Origin of the sequence: Flavobacterium sp. CBA20B-1 (genome assembly GCF_028473145.1) — a bacterium.
In the GTDB taxonomy this organism is placed as follows: domain Bacteria; phylum Bacteroidota; class Bacteroidia; order Flavobacteriales; family Flavobacteriaceae; genus Flavobacterium.
On record NZ_CP092370.1, the window covers coordinates 2,843,133 to 2,854,923 of the forward strand.

Annotated in this window: 12 protein-coding genes; 4 read left to right on the plus strand and 8 right to left on the minus strand. The window is 35.7% G+C overall.

Annotated features, from left to right (window positions below; all coding sequences use genetic code 11):
- The first annotated feature begins 3 nt into the window (after positions 1–3).
- From coaBC to MG290_RS13860, 4 genes are read left to right on the plus strand one after another with little or no spacing between them, the layout of a single operon-like run.
- A complete protein-coding gene (coaBC, locus tag MG290_RS13845; RefSeq protein ID WP_264561818.1) occupies positions 4–1,212 on the plus strand; it encodes a bifunctional phosphopantothenoylcysteine decarboxylase/phosphopantothenate--cysteine ligase CoaBC in 1,209 nt (402 codons plus the stop codon).
- Entirely contained in the window at positions 1,202–2,089 is an 888-nt protein-coding gene (porD, locus tag MG290_RS13850; RefSeq protein ID WP_264561819.1) for a type IX secretion system protein PorD, read from the plus strand. The genes coaBC and porD overlap by 11 nt, the downstream gene beginning before the upstream one ends.
- Before the next feature lie 11 nt (positions 2,090–2,100).
- Positions 2,101–3,753 (plus strand): DNA repair protein RecN, encoded by a 1,653-nt coding sequence (gene recN / locus MG290_RS13855; RefSeq protein ID WP_264561820.1) that lies wholly within the window; start codon positions 2,101–2,103, stop codon positions 3,751–3,753.
- Between the two features lie 44 nt (positions 3,754–3,797).
- A complete protein-coding gene (locus MG290_RS13860; protein WP_264561821.1) occupies positions 3,798–4,391 on the plus strand; it encodes a matrixin family metalloprotease in 594 nt (197 codons plus the stop codon).
- Positions 4,392–4,475: 84 nt separating this feature from the next.
- On the opposite strand, the gene MG290_RS13865 is transcribed toward MG290_RS13860, so the two are convergent.
- The 8 genes from MG290_RS13865 to MG290_RS13900 all read right to left on the minus strand — a co-directional run bounded on the left by MG290_RS13865 (position 4,476) and on the right by MG290_RS13900 (position 11,790).
- Positions 4,476–5,225 (minus strand): maleate cis-trans isomerase family protein, encoded by a 750-nt coding sequence (locus MG290_RS13865; protein WP_272585735.1) that lies wholly within the window; start codon positions 5,223–5,225, stop codon positions 4,476–4,478.
- A gap of 141 nt (positions 5,226–5,366) precedes the next feature.
- Positions 5,367–6,281, minus strand: a complete 915-nt coding sequence (locus MG290_RS13870) for a fumarylacetoacetate hydrolase family protein (protein WP_264561822.1) — start codon at positions 6,279–6,281, stop codon at positions 5,367–5,369.
- Between the two features lie 69 nt (positions 6,282–6,350).
- Positions 6,351–7,460, minus strand: a complete 1,110-nt coding sequence (locus tag MG290_RS13875) for a cupin domain-containing protein (RefSeq protein WP_264561823.1) — start codon at positions 7,458–7,460, stop codon at positions 6,351–6,353.
- A gap of 12 nt (positions 7,461–7,472) precedes the next feature.
- Positions 7,473–7,919, minus strand: a complete 447-nt coding sequence (gene tnpA / locus MG290_RS13880; RefSeq protein ID WP_264561824.1) for an IS200/IS605 family transposase — start codon at positions 7,917–7,919, stop codon at positions 7,473–7,475.
- 336 nt (positions 7,920–8,255) lie between these two features.
- Positions 8,256–9,221, minus strand: coding sequence for a carbon-nitrogen hydrolase family protein (locus MG290_RS13885; RefSeq protein ID WP_264561825.1), 966 nt, complete (start codon positions 9,219–9,221; stop codon positions 8,256–8,258).
- A gap of 55 nt (positions 9,222–9,276) precedes the next feature.
- Positions 9,277–9,756, minus strand: a complete 480-nt coding sequence (locus MG290_RS13890) for a DUF1572 family protein (RefSeq protein ID WP_264561826.1) — start codon at positions 9,754–9,756, stop codon at positions 9,277–9,279.
- Positions 9,757–9,759: 3 nt separating this feature from the next.
- The gene (locus MG290_RS13895; RefSeq protein WP_264561827.1) at positions 9,760–10,179 is read right to left on the minus strand and encodes an acyl-CoA thioesterase; all 420 of its coding nucleotides are present in this window, start codon (positions 10,177–10,179) and stop codon (positions 9,760–9,762) included.
- 30 nt (positions 10,180–10,209) lie between these two features.
- On the minus strand, positions 10,210–11,790 hold the full coding sequence (locus tag MG290_RS13900; RefSeq protein ID WP_264561828.1) for an AMP-binding protein: 1,581 nt from the start codon (positions 11,788–11,790) through the stop codon (positions 10,210–10,212).
- Position 11,791: the final 1 nt, after the last annotated feature.

Here is an 11,791-nt window from a genome sequence, read left to right on the forward strand (position 1 = left end):
AAAATGCAACACATAAGCGGTAAAAAAATTATTCTGGGAATTTCAGGGGGTATTGCCGCTTATAAAACGGCAAGTTTTGTACGATTATTAATAAAAGCAGGTGCAGAGGTTCAAGTAATCATGTCACCTGCTTCTTGTGCTTTTATTACACCATTAACCTTAGCCACATTATCTAAACGCCCCGTATATTCTCAATTTGAAAAAAATTTTGGTGAATGGACCAACCATGTAGAATTGGGTTTATGGGCCGATTTAATGATTATAGCGCCCGCCACAGCAAATACTTTGGCGAAAATGGCAAACGGTTTGTGCGATAATTTATTGTTAGCCACTTATTTATCTGCAAAATGTCCGGTGTTTTTTGCTCCGGCGATGGATTTAGATATGTTTCAACACCCAGCTAATCAGAAAAATATCCATACATTAAAAAGATATGGTAACATAGAGATTGAAGCCGGATTTGGCGAATTAGCCTCGGGATTGGTAGGAAAAGGAAGAATGGCCGAGCCCGAAGAAATGTTGCAAAAAATTTCCGACTTCTTCTTGAAAGATACTACTTCAGATTTAAAAGGAAAAAAAATTTTAATTACAGCAGGTCCCACATACGAACCAATAGACCCCGTACGTTTTATAGGAAATCATTCCACTGGAAAAATGGGCTTTGATATAGCCAATGAAGCTGCCAAACGCGGAGCAGAAGTGTTATTAATCACTGGACCCACTTCGCTAAAAACTAACAATCCGGCTGTTCAAGTGAAGCACATTGTTTCTGCAAACGATATGTATCAAGCGTGTCATGAAGCATTTCAAACTGCTGATATTGTGATTGGTGCAGCAGCAATTGCAGATTATCGTCCTAAAACAATCGCATCGCAAAAAATTAAAAAAAGCGATGAAGAAATCACCATTGTTTTAGAAAAAAACCCAGATATTTTAGCTTCATTAGGTGCTGTAAAGAAACATCAATTTTTAGTTGGTTTTGCATTGGAAACCGAAAACGAAATAGAATATGCAAAAGGCAAACTAAAAAAGAAAAATTTAGATTTAATTGTATTAAATTCGTTAAATGATCACGGCGCAGGCTTTGGAAAACCAACAAATAAAGTTACCTTTATAGACAAAGATTTTAATATCTTTCCTCAGGAATTGAAATCCAAAGAAGCGGTGGCAAAAGATATTATAGACCAAATTGTTAAAAATTATGCTGAATAAAATTGTTTTTTTTCTTGTATTGCTTGTTGGTACAAATGCTGCTGCACAAGAGTTAAATGCAAATGTGGTGGTAAATGCTGATCGAATTCAACAATCGAATAAGCAGGTTTTTAGTACCTTACAAAATGCTATCCGCGATTTTTTTAACAATAATAAATTCACCAATTACAACGTAAAGAGATCGGAATTAATTGATTGCAACGTGCTTTTGGTTGTGAATAGTTACGACCCCAATACCAATGCTTTCACAGGCACTTTACAAATTCAGTCATCGCGACCAGTTTTTAATTCAAGCTACGGAACCACCCTTTTTAATTTTAGCGATAAATTCATCACTTTTAATTATTTAGAATTTGAACCATTGGTATATTCAGAAAATGCCATCAGTTCCAATTTGGTTGGTTTGCTAACCTATTATGCCAATTTAATCATCGGATTAGATGCTGATTCGTTTTCCTTATACGGCGGAACAGCTAATTATCAAAAAGCTTCAAATGTAGTGGCAATGCTGCAACAAACCGAAGACAAAGGCTGGACAATGGGAGAACAAAACAATCGCTATGCTTTAATAAACGATCTGCTTTCAAACTTATATGCACCTTACCGAGAAGCCTTATACGAATACCATATTAAAGGTTTGGATATCATGGCAGAAAATCCAGAACAAGGTAAAAAAGGTATTGCAAACGCTATAAATATTTTAGCAAATACGCACAAAACACGTCCAAATGCTTTAACAACCCGAATTTTCTTTGATGCAAAAGCCGACGAGATTACAAAAGTTTTTGGCGCCGGACCAACTTTTGATACCACCCAATTAATTGAAACTTTAACACGCATAAATTCTACAAACGGAACCAAGTGGAACCGCATGTAAACCAACTATAAATGTTAACACACTTATCAATTAGAAACTACGCGTTAATCACACACGCATCGGTTCAATTTGCAAATAACCTTACCATCATCACGGGAGAAACAGGTGCTGGAAAATCTATTTTGCTTGATGCATTGGGTTTGGTGCTTGGAAAACGTGCCGATTTAAACGTTTTAAGAAATGCAGATGAAAAATGCGTCATCGAAGCACATTTTAATATCGCTTCGTATCAGTTGCAAAGTTTGTTTTCAGAATTGGATTTAGATTATGAAAAGGATACTATTGTAAGACGGGAAATTCTTCCATCGGGTAAATCAAGAGCTTTTGTAAACGATGTTCCTACCACATTACAAAACTTACAACAATTGGGAAATGTGTTAATTGATATTCATACACAGCATCAAACACAAGATCTTTTCAGTGAAAAATATCAGTTAAATTTAATTGATGTTTATGCCGATAATGGAAATCTACTTAAAGATTACCAACATCATTTGCAACATTTTAAAAAGCAACAACAACAATTACATCTTTTAAAAGAACAACAATCGCAAGCCGCAAAAGAACAAGATTACAATGCATTTTTACTTGATGAATTAACTCAGGCAAATTTAAAAAGCGGCGAACAAGAAGAATTAGAAAGTCAGTTTGAAGTATTGGCGAATGTTGAAAAAGTGGGCGGATTTTTAGAACAAAGCTATGCCATTTTATCAAACGAAGAATTCGGAATAACCAAACAGTTGTACGAAGTAAAATCGCACATACAGAAGTTGGCACAAATCAGTACAAAATACGAAAATCTGTATCAACGTTTAGAAAGCAGTTTTATTGAGTTGGAAGATATTTCTGATGAATTGCAAACCGAATTGCAACAACTTATTGCCGATCCACAACAATTAGAATTAATCAATCAAAAATTACAATTGATTTATCAGTTGCAAAAAAAGCACAATGTTGCATCAATTGACGAATTATTGGATATTCAAAACGAACTATCACAAAAAGTTGTCGGTTTAGAAGCAATAGATGAGCAAATAAGCACCTTAGAAAAACTGTTACAAGAAACCGAAATTAAGCTAAATAATTTAGCAGAACAGCTGCATCAAAATCGAACAGCCGTTTTGCAGCAATTAAGTAGCGAAATAAGTAATCTGATTGCACCATTGGGTATGCCAAATGCCCAGTTTGACGTTCAATTAAGGTATGGTGAAGCTTTTCTAAGCAACGGAAAAGACGATGTTAATTGGTTGTTTTCTGCAAACAAAGGTATGCAGTTTGGTTTGTTGAAAAAAACAGCATCGGGCGGTGAGCTTTCTAGAATTATGCTTGCCGTAAAATCGATATTAGCCGTGAAAAGTAACTTACCAACGATTATTTTCGATGAAATTGATACCGGAGTTTCGGGAGATGTTGCCGATAAAATGGGAAATATCATGAAGGATATGGGCAAACACATGCAAATTTTTGCCATAACACATTTACCACAAGTGGCATCAAAAGGAAACCAACATTTTAAAGTAACCAAGTTTGATGAAGACCAGCAAACCACATCAACCATAAAATTGTTGAGTACCGAAGAACGTATTCATGAAATTGCACAGATGCTTTCTGGCAACACTATTACCGATGCGGCTTTGCAACACGCAAAACAATTGCTTAACTAATAATTATGAAGTTTTGCCTTTTCGTTTTAAGCTTCTTGTTGTTTATGAGTTGCCAGAAAACAACAACCGTTACAGCAGACACAACCGTTTTACTTAAACAGTATGAAACATTTCCAAAAAGTCAAATAGATACAGTAGCATCGATTTTACAAAAGTTTTACGGCGTTAAAACAGTAATTTCTCATAAACAAAAATTATATCCGGAAGCATTTATAAATGTAAAATCTCCAAGATACAGAGCCGACAGTATCATTAAATTTCAACAGAAAGAAATTAGCAGTAATATTGATTATGTTTTGGGGTTGACATCTCAAGACATTTCTGTTACCAAAAAAGAAGCTTCAGGAAACATCAAAAAGCCAGAATACAAATATAAAGATTGGGGAATTATGGGATTGGCATATTGCCCTGGAGAAAGCTGCGTTGTTTCTACTTTTCGAATAAATAGCAAAAATAAAGCTGTTTATTTTGACAGATTAAAAAAAGTTACAGTTCACGAATTTGGTCATAATCTTGGTTTACCACATTGTCCCAACAAAAAGTGTGTGATGACCGATGCCGTGGAAAGTGTAAAAACCATTGATAACGCAGAATTAAAACTTTGTAGTGATTGCGCAGGGAAAATAAACTTTCATTAAATACCTGCAAGGTTTTTAAAACCTTATAGGTATCAAAAAATAGTAAAAACCCACAAGGTCAGTAAAGACCTTGCAGGATCAATCTTAATAATTCCCTTTTAGCAAACTTCCGCCAATAGTAGATTTCGCTTCAATTCCCAATTTTTTCATCATTTCGTAAGTGGTACAAACAGCAGCCGATGTTACCGGAATACCAATTTCTTGTTCAATTTGGTCAATTGCTTCTAACGACGGCATTTGTACGCAGGCAGATGCTACCAAAACATCAACTCCTGTTAAATCTAACTGTTTGTAAATATCTAATAAATTCAAGGGGTTTTGAGCCGCAACTTCTAAATTATCAGGAATTTCCAAAGCAATACTTTCCTTAACTTTAAAACCTTGATGTTCAATGTAATCAACCACCATGTCGGTCAACGGACGCATATACGGCGTAATCACCGAAACCGTTTTGGCTCCCAAAACATTCAAACCGTTAATCAATGCACCCGCAGAAGTAACAATTGGCGTAGGAAAACCATTAGCAATTGTTTCCTGATGTAGATTCACTTCAGACACGCAATGATACCCGCGACCCATACTCATAATCGCCACCAAACACGCATAACCCATCACGTCAACCTGTGCGTCAGACAATTCCAGCGCACATTTTAAACTCATCGCATCCATGGCTTCCAACTCTTCTTTGGTTACTTTTTTCATGCGCATGCGGCTACTGTGAAACGTAAAACGTTCAGGTAAAATGGTTTCGCGCGCCTTGAATATTGCCGGAATTTCGGTTTCCATGGTAACGTTACTCGATGGAACTATCTGACCAATTCTATATTTTTTCATTTTTATTTTCTATATTTTGGGCGTTCCCCGCTGAGGCGGGTCGGGCTTTTCGTTTCAATCTTTTTGGTTTTTATGCTTCGACAAGCTCAGCATGACAAACAAAAAAGGATTTCCACTGCAATCCCTAACGCGGTTGATTGTTTATTTTGAAATTTCTTTTACCGTATTCACAATGGTACCAATACCTTCTACAGTAGCTTCAACCACATCGCCATCGTGCAGCCATTCTTGCGGATCACGACCTGCACCCACACCAGCTGGAGTTCCTGTGGCAATAATATCGCCCGCTTCTAAGGTGAAAACGGTACTTAAATCTTCAATCAAATCGTTGATATTGAATAACATGAATTTGGTGTTTGAATTTTGTTTTTCAATGCCGTTTACTTTCAACGATAAATTCAAGTTGTGTGGATTTTCAATTTCATCTTTCGTAACCAAAAATGGGCCCATGGGTGCAAACGTATCTTGACCTTTTGAAACAATCCATTGACCTTCACGGCGACAATCACGCGCCGATATATCGTTAATTACGGTATAACCAAAAACATAATCCAGAGCATCAGCTTTTGAAACATATTTTCCTTTTTTGGAAATAATTACACCTAATTCACATTCCCAGTCTAATTGTGAAGTCAACTTGGTATTTTTAATGATTTCTGTATTTGTACCTGTAACCGTAGTTGGTGGTTTAGAAAAAATAATTGGTTTAGTTGGAAGTTTACCTGTGGTATCCAATGTACGCGCGCTTTCGGCAACGTGCTCGGTATAATTCAATCCAATACCGATAATGTTTTTTCGAGGTTTTTCAATTGGAGCCAAAATTTCCACATCGTTCAATGCGTAAGAAATATTTTCAAAATCAACATCGCGGGTGTCATTTATTAGATTGGTAATTTCAGCAATCACTTCAATTCCCATGTCAATTAATTCCAACATATCATTTGGTAAAGGGAAATTTGAAATTCCACCAAAATCTTCCATATCAACAACCATATTGTTGTGAATAAATCCTAAACGAGAATCGCTGTCTTTTGTTTTGTATGTAAGTAGTTTCATTTTTTTATAAATTTAAACCATTAAGAAATTAAAGTTCATTAAGTTTTTTGAAATTGATTTTTGATTTTGTTATTGAATTTTTTGATGCCCATTATTTTCCTCTAATTCTCTTGATTGATACAAACCTAAACTTTCAATAACAGGTAAATCATTAAACGAAAACAGACAAGCATCTTCGGTATCAGATAAATTATGATGTTCGTGCCAAGCCCAACTCGGAACACAGAAAATATCACGCTCTTTCCAATCGAAACGTTTGCCGTTGATGATCGTGTAACCTTTTCCTTTTGCACACTGATACACGAATGAACCGGTGTGTTTATGCGCTTTTCCGTTGAAACCTTTTGGCAACAATTGAATGGAAGCTCCCATGGTTTGCATAACGTGACCACCCGTTAACGGATTGCTGTACTGCATGATAATTCCATCGAACCTATTTACATCGTTCACTTTTTCGGCTTCTAAAAGTGCCGGATAAACCGTTTTCCAAGAATATTTAAATAGGGGAGAATACGGTTTGTTCCATTCTTTATCAGGCGGAATCAATCCGGTTCCGCCGTAAGTCATTGGTGAATGATTGATAGGTGCAGTTAAAGGCTGCGTTCCATCGTAAACTGCGTAATCATTGGCTTCCAAAGCATTTACGAGAGGAATATCCAACCCATCTTGCCAAATGCAGGTTTTTCCGCCTTCTTCTACACCATGTTCATGCCAAGTGGAATTGGGAGTAATGACAAAATCGTTAACTTCTAACATAATTTTGTTACCATCAACAACCGTGTATCCGCCTTCTCCTTCCATGATAAAACGTAATGCCGAAGCTTTGTGACGATGAGCCGAAGTAAATTCTCCGGGACGCGTAACCTGAATTCCGGTGTACAGCCAGCCCACAGCAGCACTTACATCTCTGCGTTTATCGTTCACTAAATAAACAACGCGACGACCTGCTTTTTCGGGTGTAACCAGTTCGGAAGATTTTAAAACCAAATGCCTTAAATCTTCGTATTTCCATAACATTGGAATCGATGAACTTCTTGGTTCCCAAGGTTCAATATCGTTGGCAACCGTCCATAAAGCACCAGCGCCCAATCCTTCTAATTCTTTATAATATGCTTCTAATTCCGGCGTGTCTTCAACTCGTGCACGACCGTAAATATCGTCTGATTGTGGTGTATCCATACAATTTATATTTTAGTTGGTTTTATCGTTAAATTCTTTAAATCCAAATTTTTCAATTAGTTCTATATATTCTTCTTGAAAAGATTTTTTTGAATGATGAACCTCTTGATTTTTTATATAATTTCTTACTTTATCAACAATAGATTCTGACACTGAAACTGCAAAATATTCCTCTTGCCACTGAAATTTTTCTTCAATATATTGTTGTTTATTAAACCAATTTGCCGATTCACCTTTAATAAGCTGCATTATTTTACTTATGGTTTGATCTGATCCTAATGAAATTAAACAATGACAATGATCGGTGTAACCACTTATAAAATCAATAAAAATACCTTTCTCTGCTGCATTTTGCTTTATATGTTGCCACATGGCTTCTCTTATCTCGAGTGTTTTGAGAAAAGGATTTCTGTTTTTTGTACTCCAAACAAAATGTATGTAGACTTTTATAAATGGCATTTTAATTTGGCTAAAGCCTTTAATGTTCTATTATTTTCTTCCACAGGTTGAAACCTGTGGCAATTCAAAACCTGTGGCAATTCAAAACTTGTGGCAATTCAAAACCTGTTACAACTCAAACTTTTGAGAATTGAAATCTATCTTAATAATTCAAAATTTAAAGCGATTGAAAAACTGTATAAATTCTGAACCTTTTATAAACTAAAATTTCTATCTATTTGTCATATCAAAAATACTAATGATATTTTAAGATTTTGATTTTGTAATCAATTTTGAATTGCCTCCAGATTTATCTGGAGGAATTAAATGATTTGTAAATATTGACTTTAGTCAAAATTAATCTTCTTTATTTATAAAGGTAATTTTTTTTGTGGGAGCAACATTCACTCTTAAATCAAAAATATCAAAACGATTGTAATGCCCCAGAATATCATGCATTTGCTTTGGTTGGATACATTTTGAAAGATCGATATCGGCATAAATAATTCCTTCTTCATCAATTAAAGGCTGACCGATCACAGCTCCGTTCGGACCGATAAATCCTGAAAAGGCACTGCTTTTTCTGTCTAACATTTCATCAACATTGGGAACATCGGCACGTAAAGCATCTTTAATTTCCTGTGAAATCGTTGAACACGAAACAATGGTAAACAACTTTCCTTCAAAAGAATGCGCTGCAGCACGAATTTTTATCGCTTCTGCCATATCGTAATCAGGTGGGGCAACTGGCAATGAAATATAATTGGCTATGTGGATTAATTCGCCTTGAGAAAGCAATGTAAATCGCGCCAAAGTGTTGGTGTTTTCGCCACAAGCCAATGTTCCAACCGGACCAACTTCGGTAGGATATACTTTTAGCGAAGAACCGTCGCCCGATGTCCATGTTAATTTTTCAGCCCATGTTGGAACTAGTTTTCTATGCTTACCGATAACATTTCCGTGATTGTCTATAATTAAATTGGTGTTGTAAATTTCACCAAAACTATCGCCGCGTTCGTTAATTCCAATCACAATATTCATATCGAAATCTTTTGCTGCTTTGTATAGTTTCTGCATAGATGCATCGTTCACAGAAACTGAATTTTTGTACAGTTCTTCGTACCATTTACTGCCTTGAACCGGAGTCATAATCCAGTTCCAATAAGGATATCCGGCAATAAAAACCTCGGGAAAAGCAATTAATTTTGCTCCGTTTTCATGCGCTTCTTTTATGAACGATATAGCTTTATCGATTGTTTTTTCTACGTTAAGAAAAACAGGTGCGGTTTGAACCGTTGCTGCTTTAAATTGATTGAATTCCATAATAAGATTGTATTAAGATTGGAGTATTAAGTATTAAGACATTTATAAAATGGACTTAATCTTGTTTATTTTGTGACAACATTTTCTTGATAAGGACAATTTGCCCTAAATGATAATAACTGTGTTCAATCATGGCTTCGATGTTTCTTCGATAAGTTCCATATTTTTCATCAACAAAAACCGAATTTAATTTATCATCGCTCATCGTTTCAACTTTTCGAATAAATTCTTCAGCATCATTCCAAAATCGATTTAAAAACAAATTCCATTGTTCTTGAGATTCAACCGGAGAAAAATCGAAACTGAATTGATCTTTTATATCTAATGTTCCGCCATTAAAAACATTCAAAATTCCTGAAATATAATAATGTATATGCTGCGCCAAAGCGGCAATGGTGTTTAAGGAATCTACTTTTTTTGTTACGATTTGCCAGTCTGAATCAACCAACTGATCTTTAAAATTAGTATTGGCAATCCAAGTTCCGTTGAGAATTACTTCACGAAAACGATTAGCTAATTGTGTTGACTGATTCATAAATTATAAATGATATTTCTCAATTTTTGCTTTCACTTCGTCATTAAAAGCTTCGGCTTTAATCGTTTTTCTGTCTTCGGCAATAGCAACATTTACCAAGGTAACTTCGCCTTCTAAAACCGTTTTATCTTGCTGATTGATAAATTGAAAACCGCAAACTACCGATGAACTTTTCAATTCTTTTACCCATAATTTTTTGGTTAGAATTTCACCAATTCGCGCTGCATTTTTAAACTGAACCTTTAAATCTACTGTAGGAATTCCGTTGGTTTCATGGATTTTAGAAAAAGGTCGATCTAAAGCTTCTTCAAACCAATCTTCAACCAAATCATTCAACATTTCAAGAAATCGTGGATAAAAAACAATTCCTGCAAAATCGGTATGTCTAAAACGTATTTGTTCTTCTTTTATAAAATAACTCATTATATATGTCTTAATACTTAAATCTTAATACTACTTCAACTTAAAACGTTGAATTTTACCTGTTTCGGTTTTTGGCAATTGGTCAAGAAAATTAATTACCCGCGGATATTTATAAGGTGCGGCATTTTCTTTAAACCAGTTTTGAATTTCCTTTGCTAGCTCTGGAGAAGCATTCGCTTGATTTTTTAGAACGATATTCGCACAAACCAACATGCCACGCTCTTCATCGGGCAATCCCACAACGGCACATTCTAAAATTTCATCGTGCATTAAAAGCACGCTTTCCACTTCAATCGCAGCAATGTTATAGCCCGATGAAATAATCATATCGTCGCCACGAGCCACAAACCAAAAATAACCATCTTCATCTTGCTTAAAAATATCGCCGGTAATATTCCAACCGTTTTGTACATATTGTTGCTGTTTTTCAGGTCGGTTTAAATATTTACAGCCGGTAATTCCCCGAACAGCCAATCTTCCAGGTGTATTGTGTGGAACGTTGTTTCCGTTTTCATCGATGATTTTCGCTTCGTAACCTGTAATTGCAATTCCAGTTGCTCCCGGTTTCATATTCTCTTGGTTCGATGATATAAAGATATGAAGCATTTCGGTAGCACCAATGCCATCGATGATTTTTAAGCCGGTGGCGTTGTACCAATCTTCCCAAATTTTTAAAGGAAGCGTTTCTCCTGCCGAAATACATCTTCGCAAACTTGACAAATCGTAATCTTTTGATTTTTCTGTAAGAATACGCCAAGCAGTTGGAGCGGTAAAGCAAATCGTGATTTTTTCGTTTTGAATGACCTGTAAAAGTACATCAGGACTTGGTTTTTCGATCAAAAAAGAACTCGCTCCAAAATACATTGGGAACAAAACCAAACCACCCAAACCAAAGGTAAAACCAATTGGCGGACTTCCTGTGAAAATATCTTTTTCGGTTGGTTGAAGTGAATAATTTGGAAAAGCTTCGCAAATATTCAGAATGTCTTTATGGTAATGTGCCGTCATTTTTGGATTTCCGGTCGTGCCGGAAGTAAATCCAATAATAGCAACATCGTCTGCTTTAGTGTTATAGTTTTGAAACGTTTTTGGTTTCGATTTCATTAATTCATCAATAGAACCATTTCTATAAAAAGAAACCGATTTTAAAAAATCTGATTGTACCAGATTCATTTCATCTGCCAACGAACTGCCGCAAATTACATGTGAAATTTCAGCACAATCGATCAAGGTTTTTAATTCTTTCGATCGCAATAAAGGCATGGTTGCAACTACAATGCCACCCGCTTTTAAAACGGCAAACCAACACGCAACCATCATTGGGTTGTTGCAAGATCGTAATAAAACACGGTTGCCGGGTTGCAATCCTAAATCATCGACCAAAACATGCGCAATTTGATTTGCTTTTTCAAACAAATCGTTATACGTCCATGTTTCGCCAAATGTTTTCAAACAGATATTTGAACCTTTTCCGTTTGCAATGTGATGGTCTAAAAGACGTTCCACACAATTCACATTTTCCGGATGGTTAAACTGCGGCAAATCCAAAAACAAATAATCGGGTTGAAAATTTGGTTCAGGTAAATTATTTTGAGCAAAATTGTCTTTCATA

Bases quoted from the DNA above. Each gene is read 5' to 3' on its own strand.
- MG290_RS13860 (WP_264561821.1), top strand. From the start codon at position 3,798: ATGAGTTGCCAGAAAACAACAACCGTTACAGCAGACACAACCGTTTTA.
- MG290_RS13875 (WP_264561823.1), bottom strand. From the start codon at position 7,460: ATGGATACACCACAATCAGACGATATTTACGGTCGTGCACGAGTTGAA.
- tnpA (WP_264561824.1), bottom strand. From the start codon at position 7,919: ATGCCATTTATAAAAGTCTACATACATTTTGTTTGGAGTACAAAAAAC.
- coaBC (WP_264561818.1), top strand. From the start codon at position 4: ATGCAACACATAAGCGGTAAAAAAATTATTCTGGGAATTTCAGGGGGT.
- MG290_RS13885 (WP_264561825.1), bottom strand. From the start codon at position 9,221: ATGGAATTCAATCAATTTAAAGCAGCAACGGTTCAAACCGCACCTGTT.
- MG290_RS13865 (WP_272585735.1), bottom strand. From the start codon at position 5,225: ATGAAAAAATATAGAATTGGTCAGATAGTTCCATCGAGTAACGTTACC.
- MG290_RS13890 (WP_264561826.1), bottom strand. From the start codon at position 9,756: ATGAATCAGTCAACACAATTAGCTAATCGTTTTCGTGAAGTAATTCTC.
- porD (WP_264561819.1), top strand. From the start codon at position 1,202: ATGCTGAATAAAATTGTTTTTTTTCTTGTATTGCTTGTTGGTACAAAT.
- MG290_RS13900 (WP_264561828.1), bottom strand. From the start codon at position 11,790: ATGAAAGACAATTTTGCTCAAAATAATTTACCTGAACCAAATTTTCAA.
- MG290_RS13870 (WP_264561822.1), bottom strand. From the start codon at position 6,281: ATGAAACTACTTACATACAAAACAAAAGACAGCGATTCTCGTTTAGGA.
- recN (WP_264561820.1), top strand. From the start codon at position 2,101: ATGTTAACACACTTATCAATTAGAAACTACGCGTTAATCACACACGCA.
- MG290_RS13895 (WP_264561827.1), bottom strand. From the start codon at position 10,179: ATGAGTTATTTTATAAAAGAAGAACAAATACGTTTTAGACATACCGAT.